The organism is Bradyrhizobium sp. CCBAU 51745 (assembly GCF_028128715.1).
GTDB classification, from domain to species: Bacteria; Pseudomonadota; Alphaproteobacteria; order Rhizobiales; family Xanthobacteraceae; genus Bradyrhizobium; species Bradyrhizobium manausense.
Window position 1 is genome coordinate 235141 of record NZ_LBJP01000089.1, and the last position, 23434, is coordinate 258574.

At 60.1% G+C, this 23434-nt stretch carries 21 protein-coding genes; 2 read left to right on the top strand and 19 right to left on the bottom strand.

The genetic code is table 11. The annotated features are described in order from the left end of the window. Positions 1-644: 644 nt before the first annotated feature. Positions 645-1427 (top strand): enoyl-CoA hydratase-related protein, encoded by a 783-nt coding sequence (locus tag XH98_RS31335; protein WP_271620925.1) that lies wholly within the window; start codon positions 645-647, stop codon positions 1425-1427. A 55-nt stretch (positions 1428-1482) separates the two neighbouring features. Here XH98_RS31335 and XH98_RS31340 read toward each other — a convergent pair whose 3' ends face one another. The 13 genes from XH98_RS31340 to XH98_RS31400 all read right to left on the bottom strand — a co-directional run bounded on the left by XH98_RS31340 (position 1483) and on the right by XH98_RS31400 (position 15872). Beyond that, positions 1483-2703 carry a substrate-binding protein gene (locus XH98_RS31340; protein WP_271597941.1) on the bottom strand — a complete coding sequence of 407 codons (1221 nt, stop codon included), beginning with the start codon at positions 2701-2703 and terminating at the stop codon, positions 1483-1485. A 149-nt stretch (positions 2704-2852) separates the two neighbouring features. After that, complete coding sequence (locus tag XH98_RS31345; RefSeq protein WP_271597940.1) at positions 2853-4109, bottom strand: amidohydrolase family protein; 1257 nt, start codon at positions 4107-4109, stop codon at positions 2853-2855. A 77-nt stretch (positions 4110-4186) separates the two neighbouring features. Then, the gene (locus tag XH98_RS31350) at positions 4187-4882 is read right to left on the bottom strand and encodes an ABC transporter ATP-binding protein (RefSeq protein WP_271597939.1); all 696 of its coding nucleotides are present in this window, start codon (positions 4880-4882) and stop codon (positions 4187-4189) included. Next, positions 4875-5609 carry an ABC transporter ATP-binding protein gene (locus tag XH98_RS31355; protein ID WP_271597938.1) on the bottom strand — a complete coding sequence of 245 codons (735 nt, stop codon included), beginning with the start codon at positions 5607-5609 and terminating at the stop codon, positions 4875-4877. The genes XH98_RS31350 and XH98_RS31355 overlap by 8 nt, the downstream gene beginning before the upstream one ends. Next, a complete protein-coding gene (locus tag XH98_RS31360) occupies positions 5596-6606 on the bottom strand; it encodes a branched-chain amino acid ABC transporter permease (RefSeq protein WP_271597959.1) in 1011 nt (336 codons plus the stop codon). The genes XH98_RS31355 and XH98_RS31360 overlap by 14 nt, the downstream gene beginning before the upstream one ends. A 65-nt stretch (positions 6607-6671) precedes the next feature. After that, positions 6672-7892, bottom strand: a complete 1221-nt coding sequence (locus tag XH98_RS31365) for a substrate-binding protein (protein WP_271597937.1) — start codon at positions 7890-7892, stop codon at positions 6672-6674. Beyond that, a complete protein-coding gene (locus XH98_RS31370; RefSeq protein ID WP_271597936.1) occupies positions 7889-8752 on the bottom strand; it encodes a branched-chain amino acid ABC transporter permease in 864 nt (287 codons plus the stop codon). Before XH98_RS31370 ends, XH98_RS31365 begins: the two co-directional genes overlap by 4 nt. 491 nt (positions 8753-9243) lie before the next feature. Next, the gene (locus XH98_RS31375; RefSeq protein WP_271620947.1) at positions 9244-9822 is read right to left on the bottom strand and encodes a PAS domain-containing protein; all 579 of its coding nucleotides are present in this window, start codon (positions 9820-9822) and stop codon (positions 9244-9246) included. Further along, the gene (locus tag XH98_RS31380) at positions 9768-10295 is read right to left on the bottom strand and encodes a PAS domain-containing protein (protein WP_271620926.1); all 528 of its coding nucleotides are present in this window, start codon (positions 10293-10295) and stop codon (positions 9768-9770) included. Before XH98_RS31380 ends, XH98_RS31375 begins: the two co-directional genes overlap by 55 nt. Before the next feature lie 162 nt (positions 10296-10457). Next, on the bottom strand, positions 10458-11870 hold the full coding sequence (gene pyk / locus XH98_RS31385) for a pyruvate kinase (RefSeq protein WP_271620927.1): 1413 nt from the start codon (positions 11868-11870) through the stop codon (positions 10458-10460). A gap of 142 nt (positions 11871-12012) precedes the next feature. Beyond that, positions 12013-13809 (bottom strand): FAD-dependent oxidoreductase, encoded by a 1797-nt coding sequence (locus tag XH98_RS31390; RefSeq protein ID WP_271620928.1) that lies wholly within the window; start codon positions 13807-13809, stop codon positions 12013-12015. Beyond that, on the bottom strand, positions 13781-14584 hold the full coding sequence (locus tag XH98_RS31395; protein ID WP_271597932.1) for a phosphoenolpyruvate hydrolase family protein: 804 nt from the start codon (positions 14582-14584) through the stop codon (positions 13781-13783). The genes XH98_RS31390 and XH98_RS31395 overlap by 29 nt, the downstream gene beginning before the upstream one ends. Positions 14585-14636: 52 nt before the next feature. Beyond that, on the bottom strand, positions 14637-15872 hold the full coding sequence (locus tag XH98_RS31400; RefSeq protein WP_271620929.1) for a Tm-1-like ATP-binding domain-containing protein: 1236 nt from the start codon (positions 15870-15872) through the stop codon (positions 14637-14639). Between the two features lie 733 nt (positions 15873-16605). Between XH98_RS31400 and XH98_RS31405 the strand changes: the two genes are divergently transcribed. Next, entirely contained in the window at positions 16606-17112 is a 507-nt protein-coding gene (locus XH98_RS31405; protein WP_271597930.1) for a hypothetical protein, read from the top strand. A gap of 4 nt (positions 17113-17116) precedes the next feature. On the opposite strand, the gene XH98_RS31410 is transcribed toward XH98_RS31405, so the two are convergent. Genes XH98_RS31410 through XH98_RS31435 form a run of 6 tightly spaced genes read right to left on the bottom strand, consistent with a single transcriptional unit; the run spans position 17117 to position 23427 of the window. Further along, positions 17117-18976 carry a phosphoenolpyruvate hydrolase family protein gene (locus tag XH98_RS31410; RefSeq protein WP_271620930.1) on the bottom strand — a complete coding sequence of 620 codons (1860 nt, stop codon included), beginning with the start codon at positions 18974-18976 and terminating at the stop codon, positions 17117-17119. Next, the gene (locus tag XH98_RS31415) at positions 18930-20042 is read right to left on the bottom strand and encodes an ABC transporter ATP-binding protein (protein ID WP_271620931.1); all 1113 of its coding nucleotides are present in this window, start codon (positions 20040-20042) and stop codon (positions 18930-18932) included. Before XH98_RS31415 ends, XH98_RS31410 begins: the two co-directional genes overlap by 47 nt. Next, the gene (locus XH98_RS31420; RefSeq protein ID WP_271597927.1) at positions 20042-20869 is read right to left on the bottom strand and encodes an HAD-IIA family hydrolase; all 828 of its coding nucleotides are present in this window, start codon (positions 20867-20869) and stop codon (positions 20042-20044) included. The genes XH98_RS31415 and XH98_RS31420 overlap by 1 nt, the downstream gene beginning before the upstream one ends. Continuing rightward, positions 20862-21632 carry an SDR family NAD(P)-dependent oxidoreductase gene (locus XH98_RS31425; protein WP_271597926.1) on the bottom strand — a complete coding sequence of 257 codons (771 nt, stop codon included), beginning with the start codon at positions 21630-21632 and terminating at the stop codon, positions 20862-20864. The genes XH98_RS31420 and XH98_RS31425 overlap by 8 nt, the downstream gene beginning before the upstream one ends. Further along, positions 21629-22570 carry a ribokinase gene (locus XH98_RS31430; RefSeq protein WP_271620932.1) on the bottom strand — a complete coding sequence of 314 codons (942 nt, stop codon included), beginning with the start codon at positions 22568-22570 and terminating at the stop codon, positions 21629-21631. The genes XH98_RS31425 and XH98_RS31430 overlap by 4 nt, the downstream gene beginning before the upstream one ends. Beyond that, positions 22567-23427 carry a carbohydrate ABC transporter permease gene (locus tag XH98_RS31435; protein ID WP_271620933.1) on the bottom strand — a complete coding sequence of 287 codons (861 nt, stop codon included), beginning with the start codon at positions 23425-23427 and terminating at the stop codon, positions 22567-22569. The genes XH98_RS31430 and XH98_RS31435 overlap by 4 nt, the downstream gene beginning before the upstream one ends. Between the last annotated feature and the right edge of the window lie 7 nt (positions 23428-23434).

Consider the following 23434-nt stretch of genomic DNA (forward strand, 5'->3'; position numbering starts at 1 on the left):
CAGCCGCTCGCCCGCTCGACTGCGCCCGCCGCGGCGGGGTCCACGAGAGTTGCGGCCTTAAGTCTGCCGGCCCGCGCAAGCTCTGGCGTAAAAGGAGCCCCGTATGCTGGCGGCAAGCCCCGCCTCGCTTCACTTGTTTGCGGGCCTCGCCTCACCAGCGGCGATTGCACGAGCTCAATCGCGCAGGACGCCTCCATCGATGTTTGCGACTTGCGCTGCGGTTCGCATGAAGCGCGCGCGGGATTCCATGCCATCCCCATGGCTAGCCTTCCTCCTGTTGCTCTCAGCCCGCTTCCGAAGAAGCTGATAGTCTTCTTGGACGGCTCGGGGTCACGGGACCCTCGCAGCGTCAATGGAGATCCACCACTCTCGCCGGCCGCTTCCGGTTTCCCGCAGTATTGTCTATTTCTACATAAAATTTCTGAAATCGATTTCAAACTCAATACGTGTTCGGAACCGCGGAGTCAAGCTCATTTCAAGCGCTGGACCTGCCTAAACGCTCGCCGTCAACGCCGCATTGAGCGCATGCCGTTGGGCTGCGGGAGCTGAGCACTCAAAAAAATAGCGCAAAAGAAGGTTCATTGCCAAGAAATCGATTTCAGTCTAAGGCCGAGCTCTCTTATTCCCCTCCGGAGAACCGCTCCATGACCAACACGTCCGATCTCATCCTGTCGACATCTGTCGCGCCCCATTTGCGCCTTGTGACGCTGAACAGGACATCGAAACGAAACGCCTTGAGCAACGAGCTGATCGTGGAGCTTGGCGCCACTTTGCGCCGTGCCGCAATCGATGAGGATGTCCGCTGTGTGGTGCTTTGTGGCAGCGCTGGGTTCTTCTCTGCCGGAGCCGACATCAAGGAGATGCGAGAGCGCGGCTTTGAGGCCATCGACAATTCGGCGCGACGTTCGGCCTGGCGGGACATCGCCAATTTCCCCAAGCCCCTCATCGCCGCGGTCGAGGGCATTTGCTTCGGCGGTGGCCACGAATTGGCCCTGCTCGCGGACATCGTGATAGCAGGCGAAGAGGCGGTATTTGCGCAGCCCGAGATCAACATCGGGATATTGCCGGGCGACGGCGCAACGCAGAGGCTGACACGCGTGGCTGGCAAATCTCTTGCCATGCTGATGATCCTGAGCGGCCAGTCCATCACGGCCCGCATGGCGATGCAGGCCGGTCTCGTGGCCGAAGTTGTCGAAAGCGGCCGGGCACAGGCGCGAGCCCTCGAAATAGCCGATCTGATTGCGCAAAAGCCTCCCCGATCGGCTGAACTTGCCAAAGCGGCCGTTCTCGCCGCGTTTCAGACCACGCTGGACGCCGGGCTCGAGTTCGAGCGGCAAGCGATACGCCACGCTTTCAGCACAGCTGACCAGCAGGAGGGAATGAACGCCTTCTTTGAGAAGAGGCCGCCGAATTATCGGGGGAGGTAGGCGAGTTCTGCTCGCAAGCGGCGCCGGCGAAGCTCGCCCGCGCTACATGCGATATTCAACACTCCTTCGGCTCGACCAGGCCGGCGCTACGGGCGACGATCTCGTATTGGCCGGCCTTTGCCACACCAATGTACATGTTCATCCTGCAGTGGCGCTTGCCCGGCACCATCTCCGCCGGCCCGCCAGGCCCTTGCGCAATCCTGGCGTGGTCGAGGGCTGCGGCGACGGCCTCGCGGTCAATTGTACCGGCTTCCCTCACTGCGGCTTCCCACAGCTTCAATCCTCGGTAGGTGCCGGTCGCGGCGCTGCCTGCTGAGAACCGGAACTTGCCGGGAAACTGCTTTTCGTAGCCCGACTGAATCTTGGCGCTCACCGGATCTTCCACCGCGAGCGCCTTGTAATAGTCGAGGCTGCTGGCGAGGCCTTCGATCTCGTGAGCCTGGTTCATTTCGAGTGTGTTTTCGTCATAGTAGACGCAGCCCAGCTGTCCGCCATTCCTGGAAAAGCCCGCTTCATAAAGCTGTTTGAAGAACGAGCCGACGCCTGGAGGGATGACACTGTTGAATACTACGTCTACCTTGTTGGACGTGATGCGGCTCACGGTGGATGAAAAATCGATCTGGTCGAGCGGGTAATACTCTTCGAAAACCACCTCCCCGCCGCTGCTCTCGATCACCTTGCGCGCATACGCATTGATTGTTTGCGGCCAGACGTAGTTTGATCCAGGCAGCGCAAAGCGTCTGCCACCATTCTTGATCAACCACGGAATGAACCGGTCGCAATTCTGCGCCGGTACCGGCCCGGTGCAGAACAGGTAGGGCGTGCACTCCCTGCCTTCGTAGGCCTGCGGATAGATGTAGAGCGTCTTGCCACGAGAGATGATGATGTCCTTGATCGCGTTGCGCATTGAGCTGGCAATGCCGCCGAGCACCAGGTCGACCTTGTCTCGTTGAACCAGCTTGCGGACGTTGCCGACAGCAACGGACTCGTTGGACGCGGTATCCTCAATCAGGAGCTCGATCGGGCGCCCCAACAGACCACCGTTCTCGTTGATCTCGCTCACGATCATGCGAGCAACATTGGCGTCGGTATTCCCGGCGAAGCCAAGTGCTCCGGTAAGGTCGGTGGCAATGCCGATCCTGATCGGACCTTCGGCAGCGTTGGCCCAGTCAGGACGGATCACCCAGCTGCCCGGGCCGGCCGCAATGGCCGCAGACGCAAAGGCAAAATTGCTAAGAAAGCGGCGGCGGCTGAGGTGCCGGTGATCATTCAACATCGAACTGACCTCCCCTTGGCTCTTGGCCTTCGATCCGCGCGCCCTGCTCGTTCCGGCGGCGCGATAGCCGAAAAGCTAACCGTCATTCGTGGGCCTCGAGCAGCCTCTTCCGCCGACTTTGGGTAAAATCGCGTAACGAGGGGCAGCATTCAGGGCAGTCTGAAAAACTCCTTCGCGTTCTCGCCAAGGATTCTGACGGCCAGGCGCTCTGCGTCTTGGGATCGGAAGTAACCGTTCGCGACTTTTTCGTTCAGAACCTCGCCGATCAGCCGGCGCGCGCCCTGTATCGCGGCAAAGGTCTCCTCAACGTGAAGACAATCTCCTCCGATCATCATTCGCGATTCATCCGGCAAGACTTCAATAGCCTCGTGCAAGGCGAGCTTGAAATGTGACGGGCTCAACAGAAACGACCAGCACAGATCGAGCCAGACATTTCGGTACACAAAGGCCATTCCCAACAAGTCCCGGCTCCACGGATAAGCCAAATGCATCAGCAGAAAGCGGGTCCGAGGATGACGCTCAATCAACCCGGTTATCCTTAGCGGGTGGGAGCCGCTGATGATTGCCGTTCCAAGGTGCGTTTGGACTGGCAGATCGGCCTCGCCTGCGAGCTGACAAAACAGGTCGACGACAAAGTCGCAGAAAGCCTTGCGCGCCGCAGGGGATGGAGCCCTTTGTCCCCAGGCCTGCCGGGCCAGTTCCTCATTCGGTTCGTCAAAGCTCAGGTCGCGGTCATAGGCGAGCGCGTTCTTAAGCGCAACGTGATTGCGCCAGGCGCAGCCGGCTACGAGCTCGCGGATCGCGGCGCAATAGTCGTCGAAGGTTTTCACCTCCATGCCGAGGCGCAGCAGCAACGCCTGGCCGCAATTTCCGTTGTGATCGCGGGCTTCAGGATGCCAGCCGAGCGCGAATGCGTTGATCCGCAGGACCGCATCGTAGCTTTGCCCAAGACCCGGACGCGGATCCATCAACGGATCCAGAAAAGGGTCCGTTACGATTCTCCTGATGCCGGCGCGCTTAATCACTTCACCTGGCCATGTCACTTCCTTGTGGCGCAAGCGCACGGTAGCGTCCACCGCCTCCCAGTTTTCGCGCGTGATTCCGGTGTCGGCGACGCCGTAAAGCTCGGCGACACCGTCCGCAAGGTTGCGAACGAATGCATTTGAGCCGCTCCTCTCAAGGAACGGCGCAAGGGCTTCCCAGGTCGTCGGCTGAGTAGCGGTAGATAAAATATCGCCCGTCGCCTTGGGGTCGGATGGCAGAACGTTGCTTGTCCAGGCCGCATAGCTCTGCTGGAATAGCTTCAACAGATTTACGTCCCGGCTATGTGCGACCTCGGGCATGTGATGCTCATGGACATCGACGACCTGGCAGGCATTTACAAAATCGCTCATGGTCTCAGACATCGTCCCTCTCTGTTCAGCCATCGCAAGGAACTTGAATGCGCCACCTTCGGCTGGGAGATGGCCGCTGGCGGACGCCTCTACGGAGCCAGATATGTCAGGAGTCGCGGGTCGTCGCGCAGCCGCTGCGACGGGCCCGAAAGCGCAACACGGCCGCGATCGAGCACATAGGCGTTCTCCGCGACACGCATTGCGAGATCGAGATGTTGCTCAACGATGATGATGGCGATCTCTCTGGCAAGCTCCATCAAGCGCTCGGTGATCTCCTCGATGACGCCGATCCAGACCCCCTCGGTCGGCTCATCCAATAGGAGAAGCTTAGGGTTGCCGAGCATCGCCCGGGCGATTGCGAGCATCTTGCGCTCGCCACCGGACAGTGTTCCGGCCGGCTGATCCAGTCGCTGGCCGAGTTTTGGAAACGTCCTCATCACCCGGTCCACTGCCGATCCGTCGCGGTGCAAAAGCGATCCGACGGCGAGATTGTCGCGCACGGACAGGCGCGCAAACACTGAATGCTCTTGCGGCACATATCCGATGCCCGCCCGTACCCGCTCCTCGGTGCGGCGGCGGTCGATATCCTGGCCGTTGAACTGCACGCCGCCCTTCCATGCCGGCAGTTCGCCCACGATCGCCTTCATGAGCGTGCTCTTTCCGGCGCCGTTGCGGCCAAGGACGGCCACACCGCCGCGCGGCGGGACGGCCATATTGACGTCGAACAAGACCTGGCTGCGTCCATAGCCGGCGTCGAGATGGTTGATATTGAGGAATTCAGGCACGGCGCAAATAGATCTCCTGGACGCTTCTGTTGGCCTGGATCTCGGCAACCGTCCCCGACGCCAGAACCTTGCCCTGATCGAGCACGGTTAGCCGGTCGCAGATGTCGCGGATGAAATCCAGGTCGTGCTCCACGATGACGAGCGAGCAATGCTTTTTGATCGGCTGCAGCAACTCGCCCGTGACGCGGCGCTCCTCGAGGCTCATGCCACCGGTCGGCTCGTCCAACAGCAGAAGGCGCGGCCGGCAAGCAAGCGCCATCGCGATCTCCAGCCATTGCTGCTGCCCGTGAGACAGGGTCGCCGCAGCATCAAAGGCGCGATCGGCGAGCCGGAACTGGAGGAGCAGTGTCATGACCTCCTCCCGCAGTCGTCCCCGACTGCGCGAGAACGCCAGATCCAGCAGTGAGGACCGGGCCTGCAGCGCGAGCAGGATGTTGTCGTAAAGCGTGAGGGTCGGCAGCACGGCGGTGATCTGGAATTTCAGGCTCATGCCCGCTCGCGCGCGCTCTGGCGGCGTCAACAATGTGACGTCGGTATTGATGAACGTCACCTTGCCCCGCGTTGGCACGAGCGCACCTGCAACACACTTCATCAGCGTGCTCTTGCCAGAGCCGTTCGGCCCGATCAGGCCATGAAACTCTCTCTCGCCCACGGTGAGCGCCGCTGCGTCCAGCGCGGTGAGCTTGCCAAAGACCTTGGAGATGCCCACGGCTTCAAGGAGCGGCATTGCGCTTCTCCTTCAGGCTCGGGCCGAAATGACCGACACGTTCCCGCTCTCCCAGCACGAGGCTGATCAAGCCGAGGGGCCGGAACATAATGACGAGCAACAGCAAAACGCCAAGAATGATCGGCCAGATGTCCCGATAGTTGTCGGAGAGCCAGAAGCTGAGGCCCTCGACAATCGCGGTGCCGATGACCGCACCGATCAATGTCCCGGAGCCGCCGAACAATACGTAGAGCACGACCTGGGTCGACATGACCACGCCCAGCATGTTGGTCCAGACGAAGCCCTCGTGAAACGCATAGAGGCTGCCGGCAGTCCCTGCGATCGCTCCGCTGATTGCGAATATGATCGCCTTTAAATGCTGCACTTTGTACCCGAAGAAGGCGATGCGCTGTTCGTTCTCTCGCAATCCCGCCAGCGCCAGACCGAACTGCGACCGCAGCAAAAAGCGCGACAGAAGGTAGATCAGAACCAAAATGGCGAGAACCAGGTAGTAAAATCCTGGTCCCTCGCTCAGTTCGTGCGAGCCGATTGTCATCGGTTGGATCGAAGGGATACCGTTCTGGCCGCCGAGATAATGAGAACCCCGAGCCAGCCGGTCAGCTGCGTAAGCTCCGGTCATGGTACCAAGCGAAACGAAGACCACACTGGAGGGGTGACGGCCGAGCAGCAAAAAACCTGCCAGCAACAATGCCGCGACAAAGCCGATCAGGGTTCCCGCCGGAAGAACAGCAAAAATCGATCCGACCCCGAAATCGCGTGACAGCAGCGCCACACCGTAGCCGGCCATGCCGAAGAACAACGACTGACCCAAGCTCAATATCCCAGCATAGCCCCACACCAGGTCGAACGACAACGCAAAGAGGCACAGGATGAGCACTCGCGTTGCATAGACAGTGATGTAATCCCGCAGGACGAGCGGTGCGATCGAAGCGGCAACCAGCAATGCCAGTTCGAGAATCGGAAGCACTTTCATTCGCCCAGCGATGGCAGATGCCATGACGGGCGAACGAGCAGCTTCAATCACGTGAGGCGGGGGCTGTATGCCAGTGCCGGTCGATGACATCAGCACTCCTTTGGATCGACCAGGCCGGCGCTACGCGCGACAATCTCGTACTGGCCGCCCTTCGCCACGCCAATGTACATGTTCATCTTGCAGTGGCGCTTGCCGGGCGCCATTTCCGCAGGCCCGCCCGGCCCTTCCGCTATCTTCGCGTGGTCGAGGGCGGCGGCGACCGCGTCGCGATCAATTGTACCGGCCTCCTTCACTGCAGCCTCCCACAGCTTCAGTCCTCGATAGGTGCCGGTCGCGGCGCTGCCTGCAGAGAACCGGAACTTGGCAGGGAACTGCTTGTCGTAAGCCGACTGAATCCTGGCGCTTACCGGATCCTCCGCCGCAAGCACCTTGTAGTAGTCGAGGCTGCTCGCGAGCCCTTCAATCTCCTGGGCTTGGTTCATTTCCAGGAAATTTTCGTCGTAGTAGACGCAACCCAGCCGCCCGCCGTTTTTGGAGAAGCCGGCTTGATAGAGCTGTTTGAAGAACGGGCTGACGCCGGGCGGGACGATAGCGTTGAACACCACGTCGACCTTGTTGGATATGATGCGGCTAACCGTCGAGGAAAAGTCGATCTGGTCGAGCGGATAGTATTCTTCGAAGACGACTTCGCCACCGCTGCTCTCGATCACCTTGCGCGCATAGGCGTTGATCGTTTGCGGCCAAACGTAATTGGAGCCAGGCAGCGCGAAACGCTTGCCACCATTCTTGATCAACCAGGGAATGAACTGGTCGCAATTCTGTGCCGGTACCGGCCCGGTGCAGAACAGATAGGGCGTGCACTCTTTGCCTTCGTACCCTTCCGGATAGATATAGAGCGTCTTGCCGCGAGAGATAATGACGTCCTTGATTGCATTGCGCATCGAGCTCGAAATACCGCCGATCACCAAATCGACCTTGTCTCGCTGAATCAACTTGCGCACATTGCCCACAGCGACGGATTCGTCGGAGGCAGTGTCCTCAATCAGGAGCTCGATCGGACGCCCCAACAGGCCGCCGGAGTCGTTGATCTCCTTGACCAGCATGCGAGCGACATTGGCGTCGGTATTGCCGGCAAAGCCGAGTGAGCCCGTAAGATCCGTTGCAATACCGAGCCTGATCGGGCCTTCCGCAGCATTTGCCCAATCCGGGCGGATAACCCAGCTGCCCGGCCCCACTGCGATGGCGGCGGAGGCGAAGGCGAAATTGCGGATAAAGCGGCGGCGGCTCAGTTGACGGCTGGTATTGATCATCGGTTGACCCCTCTTCCCGAAACAAGGCCTTGCGGCCGGAACTTGATGAAAACGATGGCGAGCACGAACACCAGAACGTCGGCGATGACCGGTGACATCAGCCAAGGCAGCCAGGCGCTGAACGTGCCGATAACGCTGGCGCCAGCGACCGGGCCGGCGAAGGACCCGACGCCACCTACCATGACGGCAACGAAACCCTGGATAAGAAAACGGATGCCGAGATCGGCAAACAGCGAGAAGACCGGCACGATGAGCGCGCCGGCGAGACCCGCGAGTGCCGCACCAAACGCAAAGGTGACGCTGTAGATCATGCCCGTGGAGATACCGGAGGCACGCGCCAGCTGTGGGTTCTCCAGCGAGGCGCGGACTCGCAGGCCGAACGAAGTGTAGGCGAGCAGCGCATGGCTCGCGGCCATGACCAGCAAAGTGATGATGACGATGACGCCGCGCCAGGTGGCGAAATGCAGATTACCGATTGTGATCGAGCCACTGATTGGCTCCGGCACCGAGAGATAGAGGCCACCGGTCAGGCCGCGCACGGCTTCGCGAATGATCAGCCCGAGCGCATAGGTTCCGAGCATGGCGACGATGGGAGCGGCATAGAACCGTCGCACCACGAGTTTTTCCAGGACGAAACCAATCGTTCCGACCGCGACGGGCGCGGCAAGCATGCCGAGCGAGACCGGCAAACCGACGCTGTGCACGAGATAGGTGATGTAAGCGCCGAGCAGGACGAACTCGCCCTGGGCGAAATTGAAGATGCCCATCATGCTGGCAATGATCCCGAGACCGAGCACGACCAGCACGACGATCGCGCCAAAGCTCAAGATCTCGAACGTCGCGATAAGGAGCGTATCCATGTTGCTGTGTCACATCGCAAGCGATTGCGAGCACATCATCTTCACGCCGACCGTTCGAAGGCGTAAGCCGCACGTTGAAATGCGAAGGGCTGCTGGCACGAGAGCGCTCCTGGAAGGTCATCCCGGCAATGGGATTTGCAGGCGATGGTGGGCTTCTTGGGCGGCCCGCTTTTCGGCGCTTCATTCACGACATCAGGCGCGAGATTGCCTAGAGCAACGTAGGGAGATCTGAGTAATGTTGGGCAAATTTGGCCGGGAAAGCGACACTGCGCCCGCGTTGAAGCGGGCTTCCGACGAGTCGCCGGCCGTTCTCGCCAGCCCAATTTTGATGCAGCCAAAACCGATATCGAGCTATCCGCATGCCCTCACCGCACGCGCTCGCAACTGCGCTCGTCGCTGGTGCTTGCCACACTATCGGAGTAAACCAAACGAGCTGACGTACCACTCGGCGATGGCGTAGGCAGTTGGTTCAGCGGCGAGGAAGCATCAAGTCATTTTGGCCGAACACCTGGCTTGCCGACCAGCGGAAATGTGAACTCAATTCCCGCACCCGCAAACGTGTTCCACAGAGTCTGTAGCAGATCGTCGGACGCGGGAGGCGTGTCATTGTACTCTTCCAGCCGCCTGATCACGGCGCATGACACCCCGCTTCGCTCGGCCAACTGCTTCACCGACCAGTTCAGCATCCCCCGTGCGGCTCGCAACTGCCTTCCCGTGAGCTTCGATGAGCCTTTTCGCTCCCTTGCGAGTATATCGTAATGCGCGTCGACCCAGACGCCGAGCCACTCCCTTACACCGCCATTGCCGTTGCCGAGCGGTACAGCCTTGCATTGATGCCAATGGTAAGCTCCATCTGCCTGCCGCAACCGGGACTCCACCTCGTATGGCTGTCCCGTTGCTAAGGAGAATTGCCACTGCCTGAGAACGGCTTCGCGTTCCTCGTCATGGAGAAGGTCCGCCCAGCTTGATCCAGGCCCAACCTGGTCTACGCATTGATCTGGTTCGGAAAATGCGCTTATGTGACCGTCGCGACTGGCCGTCCAGACCAGTCCCCGAGCGCTTCGGGCCATAGCGACGCAGCGCTCCGTTGCAATATTGAGAGCCTCCGACAAGTTGCGCTTTTCGGTGACATCGGCAGCAAGCCCAAGCAGCCATTGCGGGTGCCGGCCGGGTCCAGCAACGGCTCGGCTCGGGCCCAGATTCTGCGCAAGGTGCCGTTGGGCCGGATGATACGAAATTCGTCCTCGAGCATCCCATGCTCGATTGATCGCTGATTGAGCCAGCGGACCCGGCCGCGGTCGTCGGGATGAATCCTTCTTTCGATCTCGGCAGGGGACGGTCCTGTTTGGCGCGGGTCCAGGCCGAACAACTCGTAGAATCCGCGGGACCATTGCATCTGCCCTTTGTCATTGCTTCGCCACAGGCCGATCGACAGCTTTTCTTCGATAAAGGGAAGTATATCGGCGAGGCTGATGCTGTCGTCGAACTCAAGCAATGTGAGCTCCTGATCAGGCGAGCTGCAATCAGTTGCGGACACCTTCATGTCGTGTCCATCGAGAAAGAGCTGCGGGCCTGAGCTCGAACAGCTGAACCCCAACCTTACCGCTAACGCGCGAGGGATTGGGTTGAATCGTCATCGCGCTTTAGCTCCTTGTTTGATCATGATCCTTTTGGAAAACCGCTTCGCGCCTTGCCGGATCATGCTCTAGCAGACGGCCACCCGCACATTGTTCGTCGCGCCTCTGAGCCCAAAAGGCAGTCCAAACACCACCACAGCCAGGTCGCTTGACGTGGCAAAGCCCTGCTGCTGCGCGGCATTCGTCGCAATCCTGGCCATCTCTTCATGGCCTGCGGGATCGCCGGAGACGACGCTGTGCACGCCCCACAACAGACACATGCGCCTTGCTACGTTCTGATCCGGTGTCAAAGCAAGTATCGGCACCGGCGGCCGCTTGCGCGCTATTCTGGCCGCCGTCGTCCCGCTAGCGGTGAGGCCTATGATCGCTTTGGCATTGATGGCGGCTGCAAGGTCAGCCCCCGCAGCCGCGACGGCGTGGGGCGGCGTCATGTCTTCATCCCCTCGCGAGGCGTCGATCAGAGAGCGGTACAGATGATGCTGCTCCGTACTCTTGATGATGCGATCCATCATTTCGACCGCTTCGATTGGATAAGCGCCGCTGGCTGATTCAGCCGAGAGCATCACCGCGTCCGCACCATCATAGATGGCGGTGGCGACATCAGAGGCTTCCGCGCGCGTCGGTGTCGGCGCAGTGACCATCGAGTCCAGCATCTGAGTGGCGACGATGACGGGCTTGGCAGCTAGCCGGCACGCCCTGACCAGCTCCTTTTGCCGGCCCGGCACCTCCTCAGGGGGGATTTCAACCCCGAGGTCGCCTCGCGCAACCATGATGGCGTCTGACAAGTGGATAATATCCCCAATACGATCAAGCGCCATCGGGGTCTCGATCTTGGCAACGACACCGGCGGCCTCACCGATCAATGCGCGTGCCTCGATAAGGTCAGATGGTTTCTGAACAAAGGACAATGCAACCCAGTCAACGCCAAGCTCGAGGCCGAATGCAAGATCGGCTCGATCCTTCTTGGTTAGAGGCGAGATGTTGAGCAGCGCGCCTGGCAGGTTGACGCCCTTGTGATCACGGATGACGCCGCCGGTCGCAACGCGCGCCACAATCTGGTCGGAAGCCAGCTTTTCGACGATCAGACGAACGCGCCCATCGTCGATGAGCAGAGCCTGACCGGGATAGGCAGCTGCGAATATTTCTGGATGAGGCAGCGGAATTGACTGCCTCCCGCCTGTCCTTTCGCTGAGCACGAAGCAGACGGTCTCCTCGGCATCCAGCGCGAGCTTGCCTTCATCAAGCCGGCCAATGCGGATCTTCGGGCCTTGCAGATCCTGCATCACGCCGATCGGTCGATTGAATTCCCGCTCCAGCGCACGGATCGAGGCGAGCACACGAGCGTGGTCGTCATGGGTCCCGTGGCTGAAGTTCAGCCTGAAAGTATCGGCCCCCGAAAGATAGAGTGCGCGAAGCTTTTCAGGTGACGCGGTTGCCGGCCCAATTGTGGCGACGATCTTGGCATGGCGTAAGCGGCGCATCGTGCCCCTCCAGGTCAGAAGATAAGCCCGGTATCAAACGAGATTGGGCCGCTCATATACTCAAAAGCGAGCTGGCCGACGTTGCGCAGTTTCGCTTTCTTCGCTGTCCGTCGTTGTTGGGCGAGCAGGTGAAAACACCTCCTTAAGCTCCGGATGCCGCCGCCGTCTGTGCCTGATGCGCGGATTGTACGATGCTGTTCACTGCACGATAAGCGAACACGATCGCTGGTCCGATCGTAATGCCTGCCCCGGGGTAGATCCCGCGCATCGGCGAGGTCATGTCGTTGCCGCAGGCATAAAGACCTGCGATCGGCACACCGTTTCCATTCAGGACCCTTCCGCCGGGATCCGTTGACAGGCCGGTCGCCGTTCCTAGGGTTGCCGGGACAATCGGAAGCGCGATAAATGGTCCGTTTTTTATCGCTCCAAGGTTCGGGTTTTTCTTTCCGACCGCGGGATCTCCCAGGGTTCGGTTGAAAGCCGATTCACCGCGTTTGAAAAGCGGATCGCGTCCTTCAGCTGCGTGGGCATTATGTTCTTCAACTGTCTTTTGCAGCTCTTTCGGGTCGAGCCCCAATTCCGCCGCAAGCTCCGCAATCGTCCGGCCAATCTCGATGTAGCCCAAGCGGGCATATTTCTTGATGCTCAAAGTCCATGGCCAGGGAAGCAGGTGCCCCATGCCTCTGAGGCGGACGAATTCCTTGTCGCAAATGAAATAGAACCGATTGTCCGCCGGATAGCCGTTGTTGAACATTGCAAGGCAGATGTCGTGGTACGAATTGGATTCATTGACGAAGCGCTTGGCATTTGGTCCCACGGCGATGACACCTGGACGGCCACGATCGAGCCAGCCGTACGGGACCACTTGCGAGGAGCGGCCGTTCCTGAGGATAGAGACGGGCGTCCAGAAGCCGCTCGATGCAACGTCATTATCGATCGCAGCCCCGAGCTTGCCTGCGAGCGCAATGCCATCACCAGTGACGCCGCTATGGGCCAGCGTATCATGGTGCTGGTGAGCTCCGCTCAGCTGCGCTCGCAATTGACCGTTCCGTGCAAAGCCGCCGGTTGCCAGGATCACTCCGTGCGAGGCGTGGATGCGCAAATCCGCGCCATCCCGCTTGACGATGGCGCCAGTCACTCTCCCGCCCTCCCTCGTCAGATCCACCGCAGGACAGTTTGGCCAGATTTCAACGCCATATGTACGCAGGCTTACCAGTAACCTGGCGATCAGCGCATTGCCCCCACTGAGTTCAGTGCCCCTCCTGTAGCGCAGGCGGTCGCTTGCATAGCGGCCGACCCGGCGCAGGACGTGCTTGAGCGAGTCAGCCGACTGCAAGGGATTAAGGAAGCTTCTGACCTCGCTGGATGAAATCATCATCCCGCCGAGCACGACACGGATCGGATCACCTATGAGGTCGAAATCCTTCCCGAGGAGCCGTCCGTCATAAGGCGCGGGGCTGAGCGCCCGGCCCTTGTCGACCCCGCCGATCTGGCTCGAATGATAATCGGGGGCGGAGGCCAGTGTGAATTTGACTTCACTCCCATTCTCCAGGCCGGCGAGCGCTGTTGGACCGTCTTCAAGATAGGCGTCGACGAACTCGGCGCGATAGTAATTGCCAAGTTCGTGTTGCAGATAGGTCTTCGCTTTCGCGATCGAATCATCAATTTTCGCCGCTCGAGCCTGCATTGAGCATGGAACCCAGATCATGCCGTTCGAGAGGGCGGTCGTGCCACCGAGCCGGCCAGACTTCTCGCATACCGTCACGCGAAGTCCGGCCTTTGCCGCATAGAGCGCCGCGGACAGTCCAGCGGCGCCGCTGCCAATCACGAGCACGTCCGTCTCCCAATCGTGCGTGGGCTTGCTCGCTTTGGAGAAGGAGGCGGTATCGGCTTTCAATCCGGTGACTGGGCTATTCATTCGTGCCTCGGTGCAGATCATGCAGTGAATGCTGGCCCTTTCGCGGGAGCGGAACGGCTTTGAATTCTTCGGCTGCAGCTTTCACGGCCCGCTCGATCGGAATCCGTTCGATGGAAGAGGCGCCGACGAAACCGACACATCCGGTCGATCGGTAGACTTCCGAGGTATCCTGGGGCTCAGCGATTGCCCCGCCATGGCAGAGAAGGATGACTTCCGGCCGGACGGCTTGAGCGGCAGCATTGATCTCGTTGATGCGCCTGATGGCCTCTTCGATCGACTGTCCCTCCTCATGACCCACAAGCCCGCCGCGCGTTGCACCGACATGTGGAACAATGCAGTCGGCTCCCGCGGCTGCCATCGCCGTGGCATCGTGCGGGGTTGCGACATAGGCGAGGGAGAAGATGTTCTTCTGGCGGGCCGCCGCGATCAGCTCGACCTCGCGCTCGAAGCCGAGCCCGACGCGGCCACGACGCTCGCGCCATTTCTCGCCCATCGTTGAAATGGTCGGGTAATTGATCACGCCGGAGAATCCGGCAGCCCAAAACTTGTCCAAGAGATCATCGAGGTCGAGCCGAAGGGGATCCCAGGCCTCGACACCGCCTATCACAGGAACGGAGGAGACGACGTTGCGGATCTCCGCCGCGAGCTCGAGCGTGCGCGCATTGGAATCGCCGATCCGGCTCGTCGGCAGCCCCATCAACCGCGACAGCCCGGTGCTGTAGACCACGAGCATGTCGGAGCCGCCGAGAGCTGCGCATTTTGCGACGAGGCCGCAACTGCTCGCAGCGGCAAGCACTGAGTTTCCAGCCGCAACTTGAGCTGAGATCTTTGCGAGTATTTCGGCCCGGTCAAACATCCGCAACTGATGAACCTCCTGGTGTCAATTGTTCGACGATCCACGATGCGGCCGCCTCCGCGAATTCCGGATCATTGATGTGACAATCCAGCTCGCGGGCGATGATCGATCGCGGCAGACGTCGCCTGACCGCGTCGAACCAGGCCCTATCGGCTTCAGGGTTTCGAAAGATGCCGCCGTCCCGGTCATAGTCAGAGACCCCCTTGGCCGGCCACAGAACGAGGGCGGGCGCCTTTGCTTGCGAAAGGCGCTCGGCAGTCAACCTGCCTATGCGCTCGTTCTCCGAGACGGTCGTGCGCATAAGCGTCGTGAAGGGGGTATGCGAATAGAATTGGCGCTCCTTGAACTCGGCAGGCACGCTCGAGGGAGGGCCAAAATTCACCATATCGACGGCCCCCGGGGCGATGAGCTGCGGAATCATGCGGCGAGATGCTGCTTTGAGCCGATCCGGACCCGCACTGGCGGTGCCGCCGACCAGCTCGTCAGCGAGCTCGGTTGTGGTCAGATCGAGCACCGCATCGAACTCACCGGCGGACACGAGCTGCTCCATCTTGCGGCCCCCCGCGCCATTGGCCGGAAAGACAATCGCGTCGATGCCTGCCTCTGCCAGCCGCGCGACACAACGATTTGCCGCCGGCGTCGTGACCCCAAAGGCCGTGATCGCAACAGTCTTTCTCTTCTGCCGATCTTGAGCGGGTACATAACGCATCGCCGCAACGGCCCGCCCCGCATTGTCCAGAACGCGTTCGGTGAACGCGTTGATCCCGAAAAGATCGACCAGGGTCGGATAGAGGATGATGTCGTTGTGGAGGGCCAATTCGGCCAGGAGGGCCGGCCTCGCGCTGCTCACCAGCAGCTTCGGAAATCCATACGGCAAATCCGATACAACTTCACCGAAGACCGCGCTGCCTTTGCCGCCCGCCACGCCGACAATGGCGTCGATCGCACCTGATCGGAGGAGCTCCTTGACCTCTTCACGAGCGCTTGCAGCTATTTCCCGTAAGACCTCGGCGGGTGAAGCCACGCGTGCATCGCTGCTGTTCCGCCGGTTTGATGTGCCTACATCAATCGTAAGAGTCTTGCGGCCCCACTGTTCGATGACGCGCGCGAGATAAGCGGTTTCGCGGGCCTTTGTGTCCAGGGTTGCGACGATCGCGACCATGCCCGCAGGATCGGACCGCTGACCATCCCGGACCGACCTTTCGTCGTCCGCGTAATGGTGAGACACGATCTTCCTCCTGGACGTTTCTGGACACCTGGAGGTCTAGATCGGAGTGAAATGGCCCATAAGCCCGGATACGAGCGCGATTGGGTAAAGTTGGGTAGCTGCCAAGCGGCCATAGCAGCAGCCGCTTCATCCTGAGCGCCACCGTGACGAGGGAAGCCGCCTCTCCCCTGTGCAAGGAGGCGAACGTCAGCTGGCGAGCTTTGTGGTTTGGGCCGCCCGCATCGTCGGCGCGCTCCGAGACAAAAAGATGCCGCTGCCGGAGTTTTCCAGCAGCGGCGCGAGTCAGGGAGGAAGCAGACGAGCCGGTCTGCTAGCGGATCCGTAGGACGCAGCGATAGCTCGCCCGGAATTTTCTACCCGAGACGCTTCACGGGCGCTTTTTCAGAACGAGCCGAACTCGGGCAGCATCGGCAAATCGTATCCGGCTCACAGCAAGGCGCGAAGAGGCTACTCAAGCAAGAACGGCTATGACGGCGTTAGCATTCATCGCATCCAGCCGAGCCCGGCTCCCCCGCCGAAGAAAGACATGACATTGCTTCCCCAAAGATCGACGAGTGGTGGTCTAGACCTCGATGGAATGGCGTGTAAGATCGGCGAAAGGTTCAAATGGGTAGGATTGGGTAGAACCGTGAGAACCAGTGTCTTAGGTCGCATTGCGGCAAGTCTCCCCTCGCCTCGCGGTGATCAGATAACGATCTATGCGCCGTCACTGCGGACTCTTCCGCAGAATGCCATGCTCGTCATGGCTACACTTCCTGTCATCGACTGGAACGACTGCCTCGTGCGGGACTTGCACGCGAGCCCCAAGGCGCCCCCTTGCTGCTATGCGGCCGTCGTCATGATCGATCCCTTTGCCTGCTGGGAAGATCTCGGAGATCTGTTACAGGATGCAAAGATGACCGGAGTGACGAATTTTCCGCCTGCCTCCATGATTGAACGGACACCGGCCGGAGTGCCGCTCGATAGCGGGCAGGAGCTCGAGCTTCGGCGAATGGAATGGTTTGCAAGCCGCGGGTTCAAAGTCCTGTTTGTCGCGGCGGACGAGGCGAAGATGGCAGCAGCAGAGCAACGGCTAGGCTCGCAGCTGGATGGACTCGTCTATCTGGGGTCCGACGCGCTTGCGCTGTCGATCGGATCGGATATCGGCCTCGTCAGCCTTGGCTTTCATCGATCCTCGTCCATACCGAGGTTCTCTCTGGAGCATGCGGCCAGGCCAAAGCAGTCGCTGCGGCAGCCATGAGGCCCTAGTCGAGAATCCGCAGCTTCTTGATTTTGTTGTAGAGGGTTTTGCGCGAAAGCCCGAGAGAGCGAGCAGTCTTGCCGCGGTGAAGCCGATTTCTCTTCAGGCCCTCGATAATCCAGTCTCGCTCGGACAGCGCGGCCGCAGGCCTGGCGCCTGAAGGTGCCTCGAGCAGCGGCTTTAGCACTTCACCGGTGATGTGACTTGATGGGAGGGTCACGAGCTGGTTCACGACCTGCCGCAGCTCGCGCAAATTGCCTGGCCAGCCGTGCCCGGCGAGCGCAAGAAATGCAGAGTTTTCGATTGTGAGCGTCTGGGCGCTGGAATCCCCCTTCGCTTCCACCGTGAAGTGTTGAATGAGTTGCGGCAGATCTTCAAGCCTGTCGGGCAGCGAAGGCAAGCGGACGTCCAGGCCGGTAAAAAGGGCGAGAAGCCGTGCGCACAGAACCGTTTCAAGACCAGCGCCTCGCTCGACCGTCGCGGTCGCAATGATCCGGGCATGGGAACGCATGACAGTTACCCCGTTCAGAGGGGTAAATCCGCCTGTCTCGAGGTAATCGGCGAGGCGCTCCTGTCCATCGCGCGAAAGCTGCTCGACATGCAGCAGCACGACGGCTCCGTCGCTCGACGTCTCCAGGAGCGACAATTGGCGTCTGCCGCTCTCAAGGCGCTCGGCGCCGAACAACGGACCAAGTGTATCCATCGCCGGACCGGGGCGGCAATGAAATAGCGCCGCCTTGGCCTGCCTGCGGTCGCTGAACGCGTGGACCAGGTTTGCTATCCTACGCTTGCCGGAGCCGGCCTCTCCCCAGATGAGGACTGGGCTGGGGGTCGCCGCAACGCGTTTGGTGATCTCGAGGATGCGCTTCATTGCCGAGGACTGCGCGACCACGCCGTGTCTGAAGCCACTCAACTGCAGCTGCCGTTCGAGCAGATCCACCTTCTCGCGCAACAGATGGATAGTCTTGAACCCCGACGTCACCTCAAGCACCGACATTTCCAGAGGCACGCGGTCAAGCGAGGAGCCTCCGATGAACCCCTGGATTCCGGTTTCGCGGCAGATGTCCAGGAGCTCATCCGGCTTTGTAATCGGGCCGCCTCCAAGCAGGCAGATGGCGCTCTTGTTGACGGATTGAGCAACGCGCGCAACGGCATTCGTACGCGCTGCAAGTTCAGACAGGCTGATCGATGGATCGGACCCGCTTTCAACGGCACGGTTGAGATTGAAGTTGATGCAAATGGCCTCGGCGCCGGCTTCGACCATGCGGCGCGCTTCGGATTGGCTGCGCGTATAGCCAATCGTCATCAGGCCGCGTTTTGCAGCTTTCACGAGCAGCTCGATTTCACGGGAGTAACCAAGACCACACTTCTCGAGCAAAGACCTGCGCTCATCGTCGATATGGATGACCGATGGGAAGTTGGTGACACCGGCAAATCCCCATTTGATGATCCGGTCGAGCCAACCATCAAGATCGAGCTCGGGGTCGAAGGTACAGGCCCCGAAGAAGACCGGTAGCTTCGTATTTGCAAGGATTTCGGTCCGTCCGAAGCTTGCCACGAATTCATTGCTATTGCGGATTGGGAGGATCGAGGCGGGCGAGGCGCCACCCATGGCACGAAAACGGCCTGCATTAAGCGCGAGCACGAAATCGGCGCCCGCCCGCTCGGCGGCCCTTGCGGTCATGCCCGACCCGATCCCCGCACCAAGGACAAACGAACGGGAATTACGGAAGAATTGCCTGATACCGGCTCCCTTCACTTCAGCCGTCCGCGTGCCCCTTTTGAGCCGCGCATCATTGCACGGCTCTACGTCAAGACTAGCTCCAACTCGCAGGTGCGTGCAACCGCCGTACCGCCTTTCCATTGCTCATGAACAAGTGGCAATCGGCTGGAGCGGCGGTGAGGGTGAGGCTGCTGGCGCCTTTGGGCCAACCGGATTGTGCTGCCCTGGCAACGACAGCCTCGTTTCCAGCATTACCGTAGATGTACGTGACACTGCCGAGATGCTCGACGAACTCGATCCCAAGCTCAATCGAGATCTCCCCCTGCCCAGGCACCGTTGAGGAGAAGTCATCCGGGCGAATTCCGACGGTGACCGGTTTGCCAACCAGCATCTGGTCCGGCTGGACCGGAACGGAGATCGTGAGACCGGCGTCCAACCGAACGTCCACGCCATGGTCATGGGCTGAGGCGACCATGCCGCCCAGGAAGTTCATCTTGGGCGAACCGATGAATCCAGCCACAAAGCGCGAGGCCGGGTTGTGATACAGATCGTGCGGGCTGCCTACCTGTTCGATGTTGCCGTCCTTGAGAACGACGATCTTGTCGGCCATGGTCATCGCCTCGACCTGATCATGGGTCACGTAGATCATGGTATTTCCGAGCTGCTTGTGGAGCTTGGCGATCTGAACCCGCATCTGCACGCGCAACTCGGTGTCGAGGTTTGAGAGCGGCTCATCGAACAGGAACACTTTTGGCTCGCGCATGATGGCGCGCCCGATTGCGACGCGCTGGCGTTGGCCGCCCGACAATTGTCGCGGCTTGCGATCCAACAGATGATCAATCTGCAAGAGCGACGCAGTCTTGGCTATCTTGGTGGCGATCTCAGCTTTCGAGGCTTTGGCCATGCGCAGGGGAAAGGCGAGGTTCTCTCTCACTGTCATATGCGGATAGAGAGCGTAGCTTTGAAAGACCATGCCCAGGTTGCGATCGGCCGCATCGATATCGTTGACGAGCTCATTGTCGATGAGGAGCCGCCCGCCGCTGATGGGCTCGAGCCCGCCAATCATGCGCAAAAGCGTGGATTTGCCTGACCCGGATGGACCGACGAAGACAACAAATTCCCCGTGATCGATCGCAAGGTCGATATTGCGCAGGATCTCGATCGTCCCATAGGCCTTCTTGAGACCTTCCAGGCGCACATCGGCCATTATGCCCTCCTCTGTTGCGGGCGGGCCGCGCGCGCGGCGCTCACCTCAACGTCATGCAAGCTCGACACGATGAAGTCGGGGGCCATCAGGGACGAATCCTGACGCATCGGCACGCCGGTTGTCACAAGCACCGTGGCAAGTCCCGCCCTCTTTCCGGCCTGAATATCCGTAGGAACCTGGTCCCCAATCATGACCGTCGAAGCTCGGTTGGTCCCGAGGCGTGAGAGCGCTGTCTCGATCATCGGCACCTGCGGCTTTCCGACGATCGAAGGCTGCACTTGCGTCGCGGCAGCCACAGCTGCAATGATCGCACCAGCCCCAGGCTCGAACCCGCTGGTCGTCGGCAACAGAAGATCGGGATTGGTTCCGATGAAGACAGCACCATTGAGGATCGCCTCAACGGCAATTCGCATCTTCTCGTGCGTGATATCCCGGTCGAGCCCCATCACAACAACTTCGGGGCTTCGATCAGTGACCTCCAGGCCGGCATTGAGCATGGCCGTGACAAGCGACGAAGCCCCGATGACATAGGCTCGCGTCATCTGCGGATAATTCGTTCGGATGAGTTCTGCAGCCGTGATGGCGCTTGTCACGACCTGAGATGGTGCGATCGCAAGCCCGAATCCACTCAGCTTGCGGATGACATCCTCCGGGGTATGCGTCGAGTTGTTGGTCACAAAACAGAACGGCACGCCGGCCTTCTGCCATCGCGTGAACGCTTTTATTGCATCCGCGATTGCAGTGCTGCCGCGGTAGACGACGCCATCGAGGTCGGAGATGATCCCTTCTATTGACGGCCAGTTGATGTTGGAGCCGGTGCTAGCCATTCATCAGCATCCCGCCATTCACATGAACGATCTGCCCGGTCATGTAGGAGGCTGCGGGGCTGGCCAGGAATACCGCGAGCCCTGCGATATCCTCCGGCAATCCGACCCGGCCCAGTGGAATCCGGCCACTGTGGCGCGCTTCGGTCTCTTCTCGAGGGCGGCCGTGCATGGGTGTGTCGATAATCCCGGGTGCAATTGCGTTGACGTTGATCTTGAGCGGCGCACATTCATAAGCGAGCAGCTTTGTCACATCGTGAACGATGGCCTTTGACAGGCAATAGTCGGCACCCCCAGCCTGGTAGTTGAAAACCGCGCCCTGAGATGACAACGAGGACCCGATATTGACGATGCGGCCGCCCCTGCTCTTCATGAAGCGCTCGATCGCCAGCTTGGCACAGCGAAGCACCGCGACGGAATTGATCTGTATGGTTTTTTCGATTCTGTCGGCGTCGCCGGTCAGAAGCGGCTGAGCCGATTTTATTCCGGCGTTGTTGATCAGGACATCGAGCCTGCCGAAGCGCTTGGCGATCTCATCCAGCACCCTGCCGACATCGTCTTCTCGCGACACATCCATGCTCAGCGGCAAGATGCCGTTTCCGTACGGCAAGCGCGTCAGAATGTCCCGGAGGTTTTCCACATTTGCGTCAGTTGCCAGGACGTTCGCCCCGCCTTGACGGAAAGCATTGGCAATGGCTGAGCCAATGCCTCCACCGGCACCGGTCACGAGCACGGTCCTGTCTGCAACTGAGAACTGTTCGGTCATTCCAACTCCAGGATAGTTTGAGATTTGAGAAACTCGTCAACGGCTTCGCTGCTCGGCATTGCGCTTTGCGCGCCGCGTCGGGTTACACACAGCGCCGCGACAGCAAGGGCCTTCTTGACCGCTTGCCGTATCGGTAGCCGCTGAGCCAGGGAGGCTGCGAAGGCTCCATTGAAGGCATCGCCCGCTGCGGTCGTATCAACGACCTTCACAGGAAATGCCCGGAGCGCAAAAGACGAGCTGTCATCGGCGTAATAGGCCCCCTGCGCGCCAAGCGTTATCAGGGCTGCTTTCGGGCCGAGATCGAGGAGCTTTCCGGCCGCATGAGCGGCGCTGTCGAAGTCATGCACCTCGACACCGGTGAGCTCGAAGGCCTCGGTCTGGTTTGGAGTGACGAAATCGACACTCCTCCAGGCCGCAGCCGACAAGCCGGCCCTCACGGGGGCCGGATTGAAAATGAGCTCGAAACCTTTGACGCTCTTCATCGCAAAGAGGTGATTGAGCGCGGAGACCGGCAAGCCCATCTCGGCAACGACAATTGCGTCCCGCCCAATGAATTCGGCGGCCCTTTCGACCATGCTAGGTGTGACATCTGCATTGGCTCCAGCGTCTATGACGATCATGTTGGAGCCGTCGTCACCGACGAGGACAAGAGCAGAACCCGATATCTCCCCTTCGCACACCGTAACTGCATCCAGACAGACGCCTGCCTCACGCAACGCTTGCAGCAACGACCGGCCGGCATCGTCATCGCCGAGCCGGGTGTAGAAGCTCGGCCGAAGGCCCAATCGAGCGGCGGCGACCGCCTGATTGGCGCCCTTGCCTCCCGCATTCCGCTTCAAGCTTCCCATCAGGCTTTCACCCGACGTTGGAAGCCGCTCGACGTTGAAGCAGAGATCGAGATTGGTCGTTCCAAAGAACATCAATGGTCTCGGGCTCATTTCACGGCCCCGAAGGTAAGACCACGTTCGAGATGACGCTGACCAAGGATGATCAGAATAACAGGTACGATCATGGTCACCACCAGACCCGCAGCCATGACCGGATAGAACTGAACGCCCGGATTGAGCAGCTTCAGGAGAGCGACGGTGACCGGTGCTTTCGTCGAACTGAGGATCAGGCCGAGAGCGAAGTTGTGCCAGGCGAGCAGGAAAATAAGCAATGAAGCGCCTATCAGGCCGGGTTTTAAAAGCGGAAGGACGATGTGCCAGACAACCCGGAATGGCTTTGCACCATCCATGGCCGCCGCCTCCTCAATGTCCTTAGGGATGTCCTCGATATATGAACGGCTGAGCCAGATGATCATCGGCAGCGTGACGACCTGATACACCCAGATCATACCGAAATAGGTGTCATAAAGTCCCACTGTCTGGAACACACTGAACAGAGGTATGACGACAAGGAGCGCCGGCGCGAAGCGAAATCCAAGAATGAAGAATGCGATGTCCTCCTTCATGGGGATATCACGCCGCGCCAGGACGTAGCCTGCAGGCACCCCGGCGATCAGCGATACGAACACCGCGCCAAGTGAGATCACAACGCTGTTGGCGACCGGCGTTAGGAAATCAACTTTGATGGTGCCGTAGCTTGTAGCTCCGGCCTGCGCTGTATCGAACAAGACGCGGAAGTTTTCGAAAGTCGGCGTGAAGATGAAGCGCGGCGGCCAGGTCAGGACCTCCGCCTGCTGCTTCAGCGACATCATCACGATCCAGACCAGCGGAAATGTCAGGACCAGCGTACAGGCAACAACCAGCAAATTGAGGAGTAGGCTTGCGGGCGTTGAGCGATTTAAACGCATCTTAAGC